At 29.9% G+C, this 17893-nt stretch carries 17 protein-coding genes, 2 tRNA genes and 2 pseudogenes; 11 read left to right on the forward strand and 10 right to left on the reverse strand.

Annotated features, from left to right (window positions below):
* Nucleotides 1-74 precede the first annotated feature (74 nt).
* Complete coding sequence (locus tag JJC03_RS03200; protein WP_088397693.1) at nt 75-407, reverse strand: 2Fe-2S iron-sulfur cluster-binding family protein; 333 nt, start codon at nt 405-407, stop codon at nt 75-77.
* 59 nt (nt 408-466) lie between these two features.
* Here JJC03_RS03200 and JJC03_RS03205 point away from each other — a divergent pair.
* Nucleotides 467-540, forward strand: a tRNA-Ala gene (locus JJC03_RS03205).
* A gap of 55 nt (nt 541-595) precedes the next feature.
* The gene (locus JJC03_RS17260; RefSeq protein ID WP_258932117.1) at nt 596-1123 is read left to right on the forward strand and encodes a DUF3078 domain-containing protein; all 528 of its coding nucleotides are present in this window, start codon (nt 596-598) and stop codon (nt 1121-1123) included.
* A gap of 76 nt (nt 1124-1199) precedes the next feature.
* Here the strand turns inward: JJC03_RS17260 and JJC03_RS17265 are convergent, their stop codons facing one another.
* Nucleotides 1200-1373 carry a hypothetical protein gene (locus JJC03_RS17265; protein ID WP_258932118.1) on the reverse strand — a complete coding sequence of 58 codons (174 nt, stop codon included), beginning with the start codon at nt 1371-1373 and terminating at the stop codon, nt 1200-1202.
* A gap of 416 nt (nt 1374-1789) precedes the next feature.
* Nucleotides 1790-1869, reverse strand: a tRNA-Leu gene (locus JJC03_RS03215).
* A gap of 195 nt (nt 1870-2064) precedes the next feature.
* Between JJC03_RS03215 and JJC03_RS03220 the strand changes: the two genes are divergently transcribed.
* From JJC03_RS03220 to pth, 3 genes are all read left to right on the forward strand, one after another.
* On the forward strand, nt 2065-3006 hold the full coding sequence (locus JJC03_RS03220; protein WP_088397695.1) for a ribose-phosphate pyrophosphokinase: 942 nt from the start codon (nt 2065-2067) through the stop codon (nt 3004-3006).
* 32 nt (nt 3007-3038) lie between these two features.
* The gene (locus JJC03_RS03225) at nt 3039-3647 is read left to right on the forward strand and encodes a 50S ribosomal protein L25/general stress protein Ctc (protein ID WP_088397696.1); all 609 of its coding nucleotides are present in this window, start codon (nt 3039-3041) and stop codon (nt 3645-3647) included.
* A 93-nt stretch (nt 3648-3740) separates the two neighbouring features.
* Nucleotides 3741-4307, forward strand: a complete 567-nt coding sequence (pth, locus tag JJC03_RS03230) for an aminoacyl-tRNA hydrolase (RefSeq protein WP_088397697.1) — start codon at nt 3741-3743, stop codon at nt 4305-4307.
* 111 nt (nt 4308-4418) lie between these two features.
* Here the strand turns inward: pth and JJC03_RS03235 are convergent, their stop codons facing one another.
* A complete protein-coding gene (locus JJC03_RS03235) occupies nt 4419-4916 on the reverse strand; it encodes a DUF456 domain-containing protein (protein WP_235873966.1) in 498 nt (165 codons plus the stop codon).
* Nucleotides 4917-4972: 56 nt separating this feature from the next.
* Here JJC03_RS03235 and JJC03_RS03240 point away from each other — a divergent pair, with 56 nt between their 5' ends.
* Nucleotides 4973-5449 (forward strand): hypothetical protein, encoded by a 477-nt coding sequence (locus JJC03_RS03240; protein WP_235873967.1) that lies wholly within the window; start codon nt 4973-4975, stop codon nt 5447-5449.
* A gap of 211 nt (nt 5450-5660) precedes the next feature.
* Here JJC03_RS03240 and JJC03_RS03245 read toward each other — a convergent pair whose 3' ends face one another.
* Together JJC03_RS03245 and JJC03_RS03250 are read right to left on the reverse strand one after the other, a co-directional pair.
* Entirely contained in the window at nt 5661-6563 is a 903-nt protein-coding gene (locus JJC03_RS03245) for a glycosyltransferase (protein WP_309597737.1), read from the reverse strand.
* Nucleotides 6563-7518, reverse strand: a pseudogene (locus tag JJC03_RS03250) (hypothetical protein). The gene JJC03_RS03245 and the pseudogene JJC03_RS03250 overlap by 1 nt, the downstream one beginning before the upstream one ends.
* Nucleotides 7519-7571: 53 nt before the next feature.
* Between JJC03_RS03250 and ruvC the strand changes: the two are divergent.
* From ruvC to JJC03_RS03275, 5 genes are all read left to right on the forward strand, one after another.
* Nucleotides 7572-8126, forward strand: coding sequence for a crossover junction endodeoxyribonuclease RuvC (ruvC, locus tag JJC03_RS03255; protein WP_235874330.1), 555 nt, complete (start codon nt 7572-7574; stop codon nt 8124-8126).
* A 66-nt stretch (nt 8127-8192) separates the two neighbouring features.
* Nucleotides 8193-9326, forward strand: a complete 1134-nt coding sequence (hemW, locus tag JJC03_RS03260; RefSeq protein WP_088444442.1) for a radical SAM family heme chaperone HemW — start codon at nt 8193-8195, stop codon at nt 9324-9326.
* A gap of 50 nt (nt 9327-9376) precedes the next feature.
* Nucleotides 9377-10120, forward strand: coding sequence for a cyclase family protein (locus JJC03_RS03265; RefSeq protein ID WP_235873968.1), 744 nt, complete (start codon nt 9377-9379; stop codon nt 10118-10120).
* Between the two features lie 17 nt (nt 10121-10137).
* Complete coding sequence (locus tag JJC03_RS03270; protein WP_088397704.1) at nt 10138-10533, forward strand: GNAT family N-acetyltransferase; 396 nt, start codon at nt 10138-10140, stop codon at nt 10531-10533.
* 35 nt (nt 10534-10568) lie between these two features.
* Nucleotides 10569-10934, forward strand: coding sequence for an MmcQ/YjbR family DNA-binding protein (locus JJC03_RS03275; RefSeq protein ID WP_088397705.1), 366 nt, complete (start codon nt 10569-10571; stop codon nt 10932-10934).
* 321 nt (nt 10935-11255) lie between these two features.
* Here the strand turns inward: JJC03_RS03275 and JJC03_RS03280 are convergent, their stop codons facing one another.
* From JJC03_RS03280 to JJC03_RS03295, 4 genes and pseudogenes are all read right to left on the reverse strand, one after another.
* Complete coding sequence (locus JJC03_RS03280; RefSeq protein WP_235873969.1) at nt 11256-14060, reverse strand: TonB-dependent receptor; 2805 nt, start codon at nt 14058-14060, stop codon at nt 11256-11258.
* A gap of 117 nt (nt 14061-14177) precedes the next feature.
* Nucleotides 14178-15818, reverse strand: a complete 1641-nt coding sequence (gene pgi, locus JJC03_RS03285) for a glucose-6-phosphate isomerase (protein ID WP_235873970.1) — start codon at nt 15816-15818, stop codon at nt 14178-14180.
* 86 nt (nt 15819-15904) lie between these two features.
* Nucleotides 15905-16828 carry a tryptophan 2,3-dioxygenase family protein gene (locus tag JJC03_RS03290; protein ID WP_088397708.1) on the reverse strand — a complete coding sequence of 308 codons (924 nt, stop codon included), beginning with the start codon at nt 16826-16828 and terminating at the stop codon, nt 15905-15907.
* 18 nt (nt 16829-16846) lie between these two features.
* Nucleotides 16847-17613, reverse strand: a pseudogene (locus tag JJC03_RS03295) (DUF3108 domain-containing protein).
* Nucleotides 17614-17893: the final 280 nt, after the last annotated feature.

Here is a 17893-nt window from a genome sequence, read left to right on the forward strand (position 1 = left end):
TAACTGTCCGAAAAAATTAAATTTAATTACCCCTAAAAAATATTAATAAAGTTTTTTTCGGACAGTAACAACACTTATTCTGCTGGAGCCAGTTCAATCTCTAACCCATCTATTTCTGGAGTTATTGGTATTTGACATCCTAAACGACTATTCTCTTTTACATTTAAAGCTTCCCAAAGCATCGCTTCTTCATCTTGATTTTTTTCAAATAATTCAACATCATTCAAGACATAACATTGGCAAGAAGCACACATAGCCATGCCACCACAAATACCTATAGTACCTTCAGGTGCTAATTCATAAGCACGAACCAACTCCATAATATTCATATTCATATCTGTTGGAGCTTGAACTTCATGCGTAACACCTTCTCTATCCGTTATTTTTATTGTAATATCTTTAGACATATTTTTTTTTCACAAAAATACAGATATTTACAGAAAAAAATTAAATTTGACAAAACTTTGGGGGATTAGCTCATTTGGCTAGAGCGCTACGCTGGCAGCGTAGAGGCGACCGGTTCGAACCCGGTATTCTCCACTAAACTTTAACATATTTTTTAAAATATTTTTTAAAAAGAAAAAAAACAATATATTTGACAAAGATTGAGGGATTAGCTCAGCTAGCTAGACCGACTGCCTTGCACGCAGGGGTCATCGGTTCGACTCCGATATTCTCCACTAAATTAACCAAAACCAAAAACCAAGAACGTCTCTCGCTAGGGGCGTTTTTTTTATCTCACAATAAAATGAAAAATAACCAATTCCTTATTTTATTTTTATTCTGTTTATTAAAAACTTACTCCCAAAGTATTACAACAACACTACCTGACACTATCACACACTGGAAAAGGCAAAACAAAATTACACTAGAAGTCAATCAAATAAGTTTTATTAACTGGAATGCAGGAGGCAACAACTCTATTTCGGGCTTACTTAAAGGTGATTTCAAAAGAGTATTCCGACATAAAAATTTGAAATGGTATAACGAATTATTATTTCGTTACGGAATAAATAAACAAGACGGCTATCCCATAAGAAAAACAGAGGATGTTTTTCTCATTAACTCTACCTTTGGATTCAAAAAGACAGTATTTCTAATTGGCACTATTCAGCCAAATTAAATTTCAATACCCAGTTTGCAAACGGTTACAAGCATCCAAATTTTGAAAAACCCATTTCTAGTCTTTTTGCGCCAGCTTATTTATTCATAGGTATTGGAACAGAATACATTAATAAAGAACAAAACTTCAAAATATATTTATCCCCTCTAACTGAAAAATCTACTTTTGTTTTTAATTCAGACCTTGCAAATGAAGGTGCTTTTGGAGTAGAAAAAGGGAAAAAATATCGCAATGAAATTGGAGTACTCATAAGTACTTTTCATAAAGATGAAATATACCAAAACATCTACTTAGAAAACAGAATTAACTTATACTCAGACTACTTAAACAATTTTGGAAATATAGATGTAAATTGGCAATTACAATTTGACTTCATTATCAATCAATATGTATCTGCTAACATTAATACAAATGTATTATATGATGATGATGTTAAAACTAAAAATGAGATAAATGGCCAGCTAATCACTTCTGGAGCTAAAATACAATTCAAACAATTAATAGGTATTGGATTAAATTATTCTTTTTAAAACTGATTAACCATAAGCAATCAACTTACTCAATAAACAAAATAGATCACAAAACCATCTGAGGAGATCTTCAAAAGTCAACAAAAAAGCGTTTTAACTAAAAAAAAGTCCTAAATATTTAGGACTTTTTACTTAGTACCCGGAGTGGGAATCGAACCCACACTCCGTAGAACACGAGTTTGAGTCGTGCGCGTCTACCAATTCCGCCATCCGGGCATTTCGAAATTGTGAGTGCAAATGTAAACAAAAAAATGAATATTCATAAAAAATATCAAAATTTATGTATTCAAGTTGATTTTAATTTCTAAATTTGCAGCGCATTAAAAGCAACACAACACATAACTAACTATAATCGATTAAATTAATCCTTTCACAAAAGGAGTTATTTGATTGATATAAAAAAACAACCTAATGCCACATTTAGAGCCGGAAGCAAAAATATTTGCTTGTTCGCAAAGTGTATACCTAGCTGAGAAAATTGCCGAGAAATACGGTGTCAAGCTAGGAAAAGTAACGTTCTCACATTATAGTGATGGTGAATTCCAACCTTCTTTTGAGGAATCAATAAGAGGATTACGAGTCTTCATTGTATGTTCAACATTCCCTAGTTCTGACAATTTAATGGAACTTTTGTTGATGATTGACGCTGCCAAAAGAGCTTCAGCAAGACACATAACAGCTGTAATACCTTATTTTGGTTGGGCTCGACAAGACAGAAAAGACAAACCAAGAGTTCCCATAGGAGCTAAACTAGTAGCTAAGTTACTTGAAAGTGCAGGAGCCACACGAATCATGACTATGGATTTACATGCTGATCAGATCCAAGGGTTCTTTGAAAAACCAGTAGATCATTTATTCGCTTCTACTGTTTTCCTACCTTATGTTCAATCATTAGGTCTAGAAAATTTAACAATAGCATCTCCTGACATGGGTGGATCAAAAAGGGCTTATGCTTATTCTAAATTCCTAAGTTCAGATGTCGTAATTTGTTACAAACAAAGAAAGGCGGCTAATGTTATTGAATCAATGGAACTAATTGGTGAAGTAAAAGGGCGAAATGTAATTCTTGTTGACGATATGGTTGATACAGGAGGAACACTAGCTAAGGCAGCTGATTTAATGTTAGAGAAAGGCGCTTTGAGTGTACGCGCTGTATGCACTCATGCAATTTTATCTGGAAATGCAATAGAAAAAATTGAAAATTCAAGCCTAACAGAGTTGATTGTAACGGATTCAATACCGCTAAAAAGAGAATCAACAAAAATTAAAGTTGTGAGCTGTACTGAATTGTTTGCTGATGTAATGCGTATGGTACATTCTAACAATTCAATTAGCAGCAAATTTATTATGTAAATTATATTATTAATTTTTTATATTTTTTTTAAATGAAATCGATTACAATTAAAGGATCTGAAAGAGAAAGCGTAGGTAAAGTGTCTACTAAAACCTTACGTAATGCTGGAATGGTTCCTTGCGTGTTATACGGAGGAGATCAACCAGTACACTTCGCTGCTGAAGAAAAAGCGTTCAAAAACTTGGTTTACACTCCTAATGCACACACTGTTGTGATTGAATTAGAAAATGGCAAAACTTTTAACGCTGTACTACAAGACATCCAAGTACACCCAGTAACAGATAAAATTTTACATATTGACTTCTACCAGTTATTTGACAACAAAGAAGTAACTATGGAAATTCCTGTAAAAGTTGTTGGTAACTCGAAAGGAGTTATGGCAGGTGGTGTATTACGTCTTAACCAACGTAAATTAAAAGTTAAAGCTTTACCTGCTAATTTACCAGACTTTATTGAAACTGACATTTCTGAGTTAGAAATGGGTAATAAATTATATATTACTAAATTACACACAGATACTTACAAATTCTTACATCCAGATAATACTGTAGTGTGTCAAGTAAGAATTTCACGTGCTGCTATGAAAGCTGCTCAAGAAGCTGCAAAAGCAGAAAAAGGAGCAAAAGGAAAGAAAAAATAATTTTCTTGAAATATTTTGTAAAAGTGCTCACAATTGTGAGCACTTTTTTATTCACGACATCCCTTTTTCAAAAACACATTTAGTTATCATCAAATGAAAAAATTTTTAATAGTAGGCTTAGGCAACATAGGTTCAGAATATGTTAATACACGTCACAATATAGGTTTTAAAGTAGTTGATTTCTTAGCTAAAAAACACAACACTGAGTTTACCACAGTAAAGCTAGGCACAATGGCAGAAATAAAGTTAAAAGGAAGAACCCTTTTTCTACTGAAACCTAATACTTACATGAATTTAAGCGGTAAAGCAGTTCAATATTGGATGGATAAAGAAAAAATTGAAAAAGAGAATATTCTTATAATTACTGATGATTTAAATTTACCTTTTGGAACTTTACGTATAAAACCTAAAGGGAGTGATGGGGGACATAATGGCTTGAAAAACATACAATTATTACTTAATTCAACTGACTACCCTAGATTCCGATTTGGAATAAGTGATGATTTTAAAAAAGGAAAACAGGTAGATTACGTATTAGGCGAATGGGGTGAAGAAGAAAAAGAAAAGTTAACTGAACGCTTAGAACAATCTGCTGCCGCAGTTGAATCTTTCGCTCTAGCTGGATTAGAAAATACCATGACCTCTTTTAATGGTAAATAAAAATAAAAACTCGTTAAAATTCCTCAGTACAAAACAATTTCATCATCACGAACGTATAGCATATTAAAAATTGTTCTAAAGAATAAAAACGAGTTTTAAAAGTTCGCTTTTTCATACTAATTGATCTTTATAAATCCAAACAACAGAGACAAACCAAACTAAATACCCTACACAAACAATTAATTTAATTAATGTAGAAGTAATAAAACCTATAAATGCTCCTAATGCAGCTTTAAACGCTCTTGAATGATTTTGAGGATCAAAAAATAATTCACCAACATAAGCTCCAATAAAAGGACCAATTAAAAAACCAATAGGAGGAATAAAAATCCCAATAATTAATCCAATATTAGTTCCCCAAATACCATATTTAGATCCTCCAAAATACTTTGCTCCTTGCGCTGGAATAAAATAATCAAGACCTATAATCAGAATCGTAATTAAAAATGTAATACTTAAAAACCAGTAATTATTAGGAATAACTTTAGTAAGATATAACAAAAGTAAACCAAGCCAACTTAAACCAGGCCCAGGTAAAGCGGGTAAGACACTACCAACAACACCAATTAAAACACATAAAAAACCAATAATTACCAGTACTAAATCCATAAAATATTTTATTATTTTTGTCTGATAAATGTAAAGAGTAAAAAGAATCTGACATAATGAACTTCATAAAAAATAATTTATTTCTTCTAATAGTCTCACTTTCTATGGTGAGCTGCCAATATTTTGAAAAAAAAGAACCTAACAAAGAGGATCTTTTAAAAAAAGAATTAAGCAAAATAAATTGGAGCACAGTAGATGAATACCCTTCTATAACTGAATGTGAATCTATAGCAGATAAAGAACTAAAAAAGGAATGCTTTTTTCAGGTACTAACTAAAAATATTTATGAAAAAATAGCAACTGATACTGTTAAAACACTATTACCAAGATTAGATTCTTTAAAGATAAAAGTTGTTATTTATCCAAATTCTAAAGTAGATTTTTCAACTGTTTTACCTTCTAGCGCACTAGACCCTGAATACACTGATAGTATTCTACGTTCTAAATTAGTAGATTTCCCTACAATCGAACCTGCCATTAAAAGAGGTATGAAGGTTAAATCAGAATTTTTCATCCCGATTAAATTAAAATAATACTTTTATTTCTTAAAAGTTCTCCCTTTCCAATCATATGTTCCAAACAAAGAATAAATTACAACAAATGAGCTAAAAAAGGCATATAAAAAAATTGAAAGGGTTAAATATTTTAAAGGACTTTTAAAATATTGAGAAGACAATCGAAAAAGAATATAATCAACTAGGAATTTAATAGAAAAAACAATAATCAGAAGTTCTTTTTCAAATTTTAAAAAAGAAAGCTACTAACCAGAAACACTAGAGAAAAATTAATTAAAAAGACAAAAAGCCCCAACTGTTTACTATAAATAGATTGATAATTACCTGTTTTACTAGCCCATCTCACCCGCTGATTAAACAATCTCTTTAATGTAGGTTCAGGTTTAGTATAAACTGTTGCTAATTGATTTCTAAGAAAAAACACATTGTTTAAATCCTTTTTAATTGCTTTTTGAAGTAAAAAAACATCATCTCCACTAGCAATCTTATCATTCCCTTCAAACCCTTTTAATTCTTTAAAAAAAGATCGCTGATAACAAAAATTAGCTCCATTACACAAAAAACCTTGTTTATTCCCAAAACTTCCTATGGTAGTTCCTTGTAAACTTAACAAATCTAAATACTGAAAATTTTGTAAAAAATTCTTAACAGGATTAAAGAGTACTCCAGAAACAACCATTTTAGGCTTATTTTCTTGAATAAAAGCATCATAAACGGATAGCCAATTCTTATTGACTTTACAATCGGCATCCGTTGTAATTATCCAATCATTTTGAGCTACCATAACAGCTGTATTAATAGCATCCTTTTTAGGAGAATTTGATTTTCTAATATTATTAATTATAGAAATTTTAAATTGAGTTTCAAAAATTTCAAATCTATTATCTGAATCATCATCAACTAAAATTACTTCAAATAAATTGCTTGGATAACTTAATTCTTGAAATGAAGCTAATAAATCAATTAAATTTTTGTTTTCATTTCTAAAAGGAACAATGATTGAAAATTTTGTTTTTGGATTACATTCCTTAGATGAAAAGCCTTCAACCTTTGTAATACCAATACACAACCAAAGAATATTGACACTATATCCAATTAAAATCAAATAAATAATCAATATAAAAACTTCCATTATTTTCCTTTTATTTCAGGTTTTATTAATTTAAAATTTAAAACAAAATAACTCCCTATAATTACAGGCAAAACAGTATTTAAAATCCACATTAAAGTACTAATAAAAAGCACAATCCATTCATTAACATCTAATAAACCAAAGAAAAATACGGCTACACTGCCTTTTACTGCGAAATCTAAAAACTGAAAAGAAGGTAAAGATGATGCTAAAAAATAAACTGATGTAATAAGGCTCATTAATAATAAATAAGGTAAATTAACATCAAAGATTAGGAATAAAAAATAATATTGATGTGAAAATGTAAAATAGCGTAACATACCTAAAAAGATATTTTTTTATGTATACTTTTAGGAATCTGATTTAATTTATAAATTATTTTTCCAACTGAATAATTACCTATCCTAACTTTTTTAAAAACTATACCTACTAGGATTAAAAATACTAAAATTCCAAAAAAGAATAAAACGATCTTAGAACTGATAATAGGGAAACGAGTATTTAAATACAATAACCCACATACTCCAAAAAACACGGTTAAAAGCAATTGAACTCCATTACAAATTAAATTGAGAAAAATAATTTGTTTCGCTTGATTTTTCTCAAAAAACAATGCCTTTCCTGCGTACTCTCCTATACCATTAGGAGTAAATAAAGCTAGAGTCAAAGCCCCTAAAACCTGTTTAGTAGATTCTGCTACTGAAATATGTTTTACCACTTGAACTAAATTTTTCCATTTTAAAATTTCTAAAAAACGATTTAAAACAGATAGCAATAAAATAAAAACTATAACGTACCAAGGTTGCTTTGAAAGAATTTCTTTTCTAAAGCGATCAAAATCCATCGCTGATTCATTTGATAACCTCTCATAAATAAAATAAAAAGCACCTCCTATTATAATTAGCTTAAGTAGAAGTGTTAAGAATTGTTTAGATTTGTTGATTGATTTTTGCATTGGAGCAAAGTAACAAAACTTTGCACTTGAATTTAAAACTTGAAACAAAAATTTTGGTAAACGAAAAAATAATTTTAGGTATAGACCCAGGAACTACTATAATGGGATTTGGATTAATAAAAGTAATCAATAAAAAAATGGAGTTTATTCAACTGAATGAATTATTGCTAGGTAAATATGATAATCATTATTTAAAACTTCAAAAAATTTTCGAACGTACTATTGAACTTATTGATACTTATCATCCTGATGAAATTGCTATTGAAGCACCTTTCTTTGGTAAAAACGTACAATCTATGCTAAAATTAGGTCGGGCGCAAGGAGTAGCTATGGCTGCCGGTTTATCTCGCCAAATCCCGATTACAGAGTATGAACCTAAAAAAATAAAAATGGCCATTACAGGAAATGGTAATGCCAGTAAAGAGCAGGTTGCAAAAATGCTCCAACAGCTTTTAAAACTAAAAGAACTCCCTAAAAATCTTGACTCAACCGATGGTTTAGCTGCAGCTGTTTGCCATTTTTTTAATTCTAGTCGCGTTGATTTAGGAAAACAATATAGCGGATGGGATGCTTTTATTAAACAAAATGAATCAAGAATTAAAAAATAATAGTTTTCAGTCTTAGTAATTGTCTAATCTAACTGAAAACGGTAAGTATGACTTCAAACTTAAAATATGTCAGGAATTTACATTCACATTCCCTTCTGCAAACAAGCTTGTTACTACTGTGATTTTCATTTTTCAACTTCAATGAAGAAAAAAGATGAAATGGTACAAGCATTAGCAAAAGAAATTAATATGAGAAAAAACGAATTCAAAGATGAAATCGTTGAAACTATTTATTTTGGTGGTGGAACCCCTTCAATATTACAAATTTCAGATTTAAAATTTTTGATTGATGAAATATATAAAAATTATAATATCATCAACAATCCTGAAATTACTGTAGAGGCTAATCCTGATGATTTAGACGAAAATACAATCATCGAATTAGTAAACAATCAAGTAAATCGTCTTTCCATTGGTATACAATCTTTTCGCGAAGCAGATTTACAACTCATGAATCGAGCACATAATGCAAATGAAGCAAAAAAGTGTTTAGAGTTAGCTAATCACTATTTTGATAATATTTCTGTAGATTTAATTTATGGCATTCCTGGTTTAACTAATGAAATATGGCTACAAAATATTCAAGACTTATTAGATTTAAACATTCCACATATTTCGAGTTATGCTTTAACAATAGAACCTAAAACAGCCTTAGATAAGTTCATTCAAGTGGGCAAAATTCCTTCTCCTGACGAAGGAATTGCCCACGAGCAGTTTTTACTTCTAGTTGATACTTTAGAAAAAAATGACTTTATCCATTATGAATTATCTAATTTTGGCAAAAAAGACTACTTTTCAAAAAATAATTCAGCTTACTGGTTAGGTAAAAAATATATTGGCATTGGTCCATCAGCACACAGTTATAATGGAATAAATAGAAGTTGGAATATCGCAAACAATCCTCTTTATATAAAATCAATTCAAGAAAACAAATTACCAAATGAAATCGAAACTCTGACAACCACTGACCGTTATAATGAATATATCATGACTGGGCTACGAACGATTTGGGGAGTATCTTTAGAACGAATAGAAAAAGAATTTGGAAGCAACTACCTTGATTATCTATTAAGAAACGCAGAATCTTTTATTAATAATAAACAATTAGAAATAAATAATAATATTTTAAAAACGACTCGTAAAGGAAAATTCTTTTGTGATGGAATTGCTAGCGATTTATTTTTTTTAAATTTGATTTAGCCTAACCGCAAAAACTTTGGGTAATTCTTTGTGATTAAAATAATATAAAAATGAAAGCAACCCTAGATAATTTAACCTTTGACTTATCTCGACCACTTGATATTTCACTCCCATTATCAAATACTGATAAAAACCCCATTTCTTGGTATATAAATAAACCTATTATTGAACCTGTTCGTTTTGACGATTGGACTGGCAAAGTCTCTCACGGAAGTTCTATTAATTTTAATAATATTTTTTTCAATCCACATGGACATGGCACACACACTGAATGTTTAGGGCATATTACAAACGATTTTTACAGTATCAATGAATGTTTAAAAAAATTCTTCTTTGTAGCTGAAGTCATTTCTATACAACCAAAACAACAAGGAGAAGATTGGATAATTACTAAAGATTCTTTTACGTCACTAACCATAACTGATGCCGTTATTATTCGTACTTTACCTAATACAACAGATAAAAAATCGAAAAAATACTCACATACCAATCCTCCTTATTTAAGTGAGGAAGCTGCTATCTATTTAAGAGAAATAGGAATAAAACATTTACTAATTGATTTACCCAGTATAGATAGAGAAAAAGATGAAGGAAGACTTTTAGCTCATAAAGCATTTTGGAATGTTAAAGATATAAATATATTAAACTCTGATGCTCGTTTAGATTCCACTATCACTGAAATGATTTTTGTGGATGACAGTATTCCTGATGGAATATATTTATTAAATTTACAGATAGCATCTTTTGAAAATGATGCAAGCCCGAGTAAACCTATTCTATACGCAAAAAGCTAATCTATAAAGAAACTATAATGTTAGAAATTTCAACAGATAAAACTCAACTGGATATTTCATTCATTGAAAATTTCTTAAAGGACATTTATTGGTCTGCCCCACGAACAAGAGAGGAGGTTCAAATGACGATAGATCATTCAGTATGTTTTGGACTGTATTTAGATAGAAAACAAATAGGATTTGCTCGTGTAATTACAGATTTTGTAGTATTTGCCTATGTAATGGACGTATTTATTACTGAAAACTATCGTGGCAATGGTTATTCTTCTATATTAATAAAAGCTATGTTAGAAGAACCAAAATTACAACCCATTAAAATTTGGCGTTTAGCTACTCGCGATGCTCATTTTTTATATGAAAAATTTGGTTTTACAAAATTAAGATATCCAGAACGGATGATGGAAAAAATATAAAGTTATTTCTTTACTACTCTATTAAAAGTATTAAAATGAATATCCAACAATTATATGATTATTGTCTTTCTAAAAAAGGAGTAACTGAACATTTCCCTTTTGATGATGATATTTTAGTTTTTAAAGTTGGGGGCAAAATTTTTTGTTTAACTTCTTTACAGGAATGGGAAAACGGAACACCTTCTCTAAACTTAAAATGTGATCCTGAAAAAGCACAAGAATTACGCAGTGAATACGAAGCTATAATACCAGGCTACCACATGAACAAAAAACATTGGAATACCATTAAGTACAACATTGATGTCCCTAATAAAATGATTTTAGAACTTATTAATCATTCTTATGATTTAATACTTAAAAGTTTACCTAAAAAGACACAATTAGAAATTTTCAATTACTGATCTTTTTTATAAAACAAAAACTCTATCAATACGCATTATCAAAATCCACGATAAATCTGCTTATTTTCAGCTATAGACTTAATACTAAACATTAAGTAAAACCACAGACACCCAATCAAGGAAGATAATAAAAAGCCCCTTAAATATAACAAAAAACACATCTAATAGATCCAACCTAAAGAGGTTATGTAAGAAAAAAGGAATAAAAACTATTTGCTAATAAAACAAAAAGCCATCCTATTATATTGCCCTCAAAAGTTAACACTATTTAGGGCAATATATTTTGGACAGCTTTCTTTATTTTTAGAAAAATATAGCTTATTAGAAGTTATATGAGAACGTAAAGTTCCATGTTCTACCAAAGCCAAAGAAAACTTGATTACCATTAGCTAATCCTTTATACAAATTATTAGTATTTGCATAAGTTGTACCTACCGGAGCATTAAGTATTTGATCATCAGCAAAAATATTAGTTCTAGATTCAGCAATATAAACTGTATTTAAAACATTGTTTATATTTAATCTAAAATTAAAATAATCATTGCTATTTTTTACTCTATAAGTTTTAAATGAGAAACCTGCATCTAACAATCCATAACTAGGTAATTGCAATGTTCCTTTATTAGTAACATCTTTAAATTTTGTTGGGTCTATACTAGCATACAATTTATCCGCGTATAAATAAGTAGCATCAACTTTTAGACCTTTTACAATTTCATAATTTGCACCTACACTAGCTGTTGTCTGGGCAACATCTCCTACTTTTAAGTTATCCAAATACAAGGTTTCTGGCTTCCCTCCTGAAATTAAATTATTATCAGCATCAAAACGATCACTTGTAATATTATTTTTATATCTCCAATCACCAACAGATCCCATTAAGTTAATGGTTAACTTATCAAATGGTTTAAGAGTAGCCTCTAATTCAACTCCTTTATGTACTTGCTGAATACCTCCAAAATTATAGTAACCACCTATATTAGATTTATCAGCATCTGACTGTCTTTGAAAACGATCTTTCCAACTAGTATAATATATATTTAAATTAGCATTAAAGATTCTAGACTTAAATCCATATCCTCCTTCTAATCCAAAAATTTTCTCATTTGTCAGATTTCCTGCAACTACTGATAAATTATTAGGATAAACTGCATTAAAAAAAGGCTGTTTTGAATAATATCCTGAATTAATAAAAACATTCATTTTTTCATTAATATTAAAATTTAAACCTCCTTTAATATTACCCCCTAATAAATTTTTATAACCAGTCGAATACAAAGGATCTGATTCTTTATATGTAAATGTATCTACACGCTTAAAACCTTGTTGTGATACAGCACCTTGAAAAAATGCTGTCAATCTATCATTTGAATACTCTAATTGTGTAAACGCACCATACCATCTAACATGTCCATCATTGTTATACTCTACCCTCTCTTGATCCTTTACATTACTCCATGGATTAAAAGAAGGTTTTACTGAATATGTTTGAAATAAAGTTCTATTTGGATTATTTATATCCCTATTATCCTTAAAACCATCTGCTCCCAGTAAATCAACAATATTCCTAAAATGATAACCTATATAAGTTCTTGCATCTAAGCCAAAATCTAAAGTTAAAGTTTTATTTAACCTCGTGTTTAAATTTATTACAGCACCATACCAATCATGCGAATTAACATTAGCTCTTTTCGTAAATCCTGTAGTTCTATCAGTTAAATATAAACCTTGATACTGACCATTCAGTACTGGTGAAATTTGAGGTCCACTTATAGTTGTTACAGATTCTCCTTTAGAAGGGTCATACTGCCCTCTATTAAAAGCCACAAAATCATTAAATGGAACTAAACCATCTGCTGTTTTAAAGGTTGTAGGTGTTTTACCTGTAAATCCTGAACCTGCACCACGTCCCCAAGAACCATAAAAAACAGAAGACAATCTAATTTTATCATTAAACTTAATATCATAATTAAGCGAAGCTACCGGTTTATGATAATAATTAGTTGCCCAAGAATACTCTTTCCCATTTAAATAACCCCAATCTGAATTATATCTGATATTTGGCTCTCCATCTGAACTATATTTTATATAATCAGCAATAGTATTGGCAAAATTTCTTTGATTATGCCACTGTGGAGCTCCTGTGAATGTAAATTGTACACTTTGTTTATCATTAATATCATAGCCCAATCCTATAAAATAATTTTGCCCTGAATATTTAGTTCCATTAACATACCCATTCCCTTGAGTATTACTTAACAAAATCGAAGCAGACAATCCATTTTCTAATTTTCCAGTTGAATAAGACGCTAAAGTTTTTATATGATCATTATTTGCAATAGTTGCTGATAAAGTTCCTCCTTGTTTAGCATCCGCTGTCCTAGTAACAACGTTAATAGTTCCTCCTACGGAAGATATTGCTAATTTTGAAGACCCTAAACCTCTTTGTACTTGCATAGCTGTAGTTACATCTGACAAACCAGCCCAGTTACTCCAGAAAACCAAACCGTTTTCCATATCATTAACAGGCACCCCATTAATCATTATTGCAATATTCTTCTGATCAAACCCTCTAATATTCACTCGAGAATCACCATAACCTCCTCCTGACTTAGTTGCATATACAGACGGAGTTGTTGCTAATATTTCAGGAAATTCTTTGGTCCCCAGTTTTTCTCTAATTTCAGCCGCTTTAATTGTTGAAACAGCTACAGGTGTTTTACGATCTTTTGCAACGTCTACTACAGTAGATTTAATTACAACTTCTCCTAATACATTCCCTTTGTCTTTTAATAATATAACACCTAAATCAGCTACGCCATTAGAAACTGAAAAGGATACTCTCTTTGTTTCAAAGCCTAAATAAGTGATTAATAGATTTCCTTTCGTGCTTTTAGTTTCTATCAAAAATCCACCATCAAAAGCTGATGATACATTTTGCCTTGTGCCTTCAAGGACCACATTTGCTCCTGGTAATGGTCCAGTCTCATCTTGGATAGTTCCCATGATTTTATTTTGTGCAAAAAGGAAGCACAAACAAACATCATTGTCACTAAAACCCAATTTTTCATTTTCTTCATTTGTTGTGTTTTTAGATTTAAAAGTGATGCTACAAAATTCAAACATATTTAACTAGCTAATGTTAAGATAATGTTAATTTTTAAAAAAACTTTAACATACAAATAAGGAAAAACTGTTTTTTTCACCTATAAAACAATGTTTTACACTTTTTTTCACACAAACTTAGTCTTTAACAAATTTATTTAACAAAAAATAAGTAGAAGAATCATGATGTGAGAAATCATTTGTTTTAAATTCTTCTAAAATTTTATTAGCTAATTCTTTACCTAATTCTACTCCCCATTGATCATAACTAAAAATATTCCAAATAATTCCTTGCACATAAATTTTATGTTCATATAAAGCAATTAAACTACCTAATGTTTCTGGAGTGAGTTGGTTTATTAACAAAGTATTCGTTGGCTTATTTCCTTGAAATATTTTATATGGCAATAATTCTTGTTGTTTATTTTTATCTAAATTCTTTCTTTCAAATTCATCTAAAACCTGCTCTTCATTTTTTCCATTTAACAAAGCTTCAGTCTGTGCAAAGAAATTAGCCATTAGTTTCTGATGGTGATCTCTATTACCATGTAATGCTTTTTTAAAACCTATAAAATCAGCTGGAATTAATCTAGTTCCTTGATGAATAAGCTGAAAAAAAGCATGTTGTGAATTTGTTCCAGGTTCTCCCCAAATTATTGTTCCTGTTTGATAATCCACAAAATTCCCTAGACGACTTACATTTTTACCATTACTTTCCATAATTCCTTGTTGAAGGTAAGAAGCTAGTTTTTGCAAATATTGAGTATAAGGAATAATTACTTCTGTCTCAGAACCAAAAAAATTAGTATACCAGACACTTATAAGCCCCATGATAACTGGAATATTATATTCAAAAGGAGTGTCTCTAAAATGCACATCCATCTTATGAGCACCTAGTAATAATTCTTCGTATTGATCATAACCTATCCCTAAAGCAATAGAAAGCCCGACTGCCCCCCACAATGAAAATCGACCTCCTACCCAATCCCAAATTGGAAAAATATTATCAGGATCTATTCCAAATTCTACTGTTTTTTGTATTTCACTTGAAACAGCGACGAAATGATTTTTTATAAATTTTTCTTCTGCTTTTTCCAAAAACCATTTCTTTGCAACAAAAGCATTCCCAAGGGTTTCTTGTGTTGTAAATGTTTTAGAGACAATAATAAATAAAGTTGTTTCTGGATCTAATTTATTTAAAATTTCAACTGAATGATCTCCATCTATATTGGAAATAAAATGAATTTTAAGATGATTTTTATAATATGCTAAAGCCTCTGTCACCATAGCAGGTCCTAAATCAGATCCTCCAATACCTATATTTACAATATCTGTAAATGGTTTACCTGTATAACCTTTTCTTTTTCCGAGAATTATTTCATCTGAAAAAAATTTTATTTTTTCTTTTACTTCCCATACCTGTTCAACTATATTTTGACGGTCTAAATATAGTTCTGTTGTTTTAGGAGCTCTTAATGCTGTATGTAGTACGGCTCTATTTTCAGTTTTATTAATTTTTTCTCCTAAAAATTGTAAACTGATGGCTTCTTTTAAACCACATTCTTGAGCTAAGTCTAGCAATAAGGATATAGTCGTTTGATTAATTTTATTTTTTGAATAATCCAAAAGAAATTGATCCCATTCAATATGAAATTTTTTTACTCGGTCTAGGTCTTCATCAAATAGTTTTTTCATAGAAACATTTTGCATTTGAACAAAATGATCTTTTAATTCATTCCAAGCATTAGTTTTAGTAGGATTTACTGAGGGGAAAGTCATATTTATATATAAGTTATATTTAAAAGTTGAGATTAAAATTCTCAACTTTGGTTTTTAAATAAAATATTTTAAAAAATCAATGGCTATTATACTTTTTCTCCCCAATTTGTTAGTTCTTCTTCAGACCATAATTCGGGAAAGAAAATACGACGTTGATAGCGCGGATGCATGTATTTTTTCCAATCACTTCCACCAGTTGCCTCTCCATTACCCTTACCATTATCTATGTATTTTTGAGCAGCACGATAATGCCCCATAACCCAAGTAATGTTTACTGTATAATCGTAATGACGCATAGCTTGAATTAATTCAGGATTTTGTTGATCTTCAATTGGTAATTGTTTAAACTTACGCCATAAATTAATGTTATTATATTCTTCCATAATCTGAAGAAATTCTTTTTTATACTTTTCTTCAAATTGTTTTAAGAAATAGGATTTTTCTCCTGTTTCGTAATTTTTACCAGCAGCCTGCCAATATAAATGTTCAAATGCGTGGGTATAAGGAGTATTTTGATCAATCGTTGATCTATAACGATAATCAATTAAGTTAATCAAATCTGTTGAACAGAATTCAATCATACGATATTGAGCACTTTGGAAACCACTAGCAGGAGTAAGAGTATGTCGAAATTTCATATATTGTTCCACTTCCATACCTTCTCCCATTATAGTAAATGATGTAGTTAACATATCAAAATATCGACTAATACGCATAAGTCTATCAGTAAAAAACTGAGTTGTGAGCTCTTGAGTATATGAAACCTGTTTTATTTCCCATAAAATCATTTTAAACAAGAGTTCATTTACTTGATGATACATTATAAAAACGTTTTCATCTGGAAATATAGTGCGCTGATTTTGAAGGCTTAACAAAGCATCTGTTTGTATATAATCCCAGTATGTAATGGGTTTAGACCAAAGAAGCCCTTCTAAATAGGCTTCTGTCTTTTGATCTAATGATTGGTATTTTTGATCAATTTTACTTACTAAATTAGAGTAATCATTCATTTTATTAATTTTTTGTAACTAAAAAGGATTTTTCAGTCCTTTAAAACTATCTAAATCAGCTTTTAATGAACCTACTGCTAGGCTTGCCTTAATTCGTAATGGTATTTTATTTTCATCATCACTAACCCAAACGGTTAGACTCTCTTCTTCTTTAAAAACTCTACCATGTTGTACTAATGGTCTAAAAATTAAAGTTTTGACGTTTCCAAATTTTGTATCAATGGTTTCTCTACCTAAGAAACGCATTTTAAATTTATAAATTTCATCATCAAAAAACATATCAATAAAAATTGATTCACCTACAGCCAGTTTGCTTGCTTTAGGGTGATTCCTCAGGTAATAAAACGAAGAAACAATATCTTGTACATTTTCTGTAACAGACAAATTTTTCTCTGTTTTATTCTTGTAATCTTTAACTAGAATTGTATTATTAGCTTGATTAAAAAAACCTTCTTGATCTTTTGTATACCCTCCTTCATTAATTTTTCTTACATATTGATAAGGCTTTGTTGTTTCTTGATCAAAGATACTTTGATAATGATCTTCAACTTTAAAAAGAAACGGGACATACCAGTAGTATACCCATGTCCTACTGCATAAAAACATTTTCGATTATTTCGTACGGCATCTTTTAGTTCCAAAGTTGCATAACCTGCATTAACTATACCGTAGTGAATTCTATACTTCAACCATTCACCTACACTAAAAGCTTCATCTTTTTGTTCTAAAATCTGAAATGATGATAATCCTAAAACGGCTAGGAATAATAGAATTTTGTTTTTCATTTTCATATATTGATAGTTTGAATATTCAAACCGTGCAATTTTTATTCCAAAAGTAATAAAAAACAAAAAAACCCAATCAGAAAATGACTGAGTTTTTATGTTATTAACCAACCAAAAAACTATAAATTATGAAAATTTATTAAGTTCAGAGGGAACCACCCCTCGAATTCATATGACAAAGATATGTTGATTTTTTATAAAAAGACAATAAAAAATCGACTTTAACAAATTTTTATCAAAATTAAGACTTTTTTAAGGTTTATTTTTAAATATTATTCAC

This window comes from Flavobacterium oreochromis (assembly GCF_019565455.1).
GTDB classification, from domain to species: domain Bacteria; phylum Bacteroidota; class Bacteroidia; order Flavobacteriales; family Flavobacteriaceae; genus Flavobacterium; species Flavobacterium oreochromis.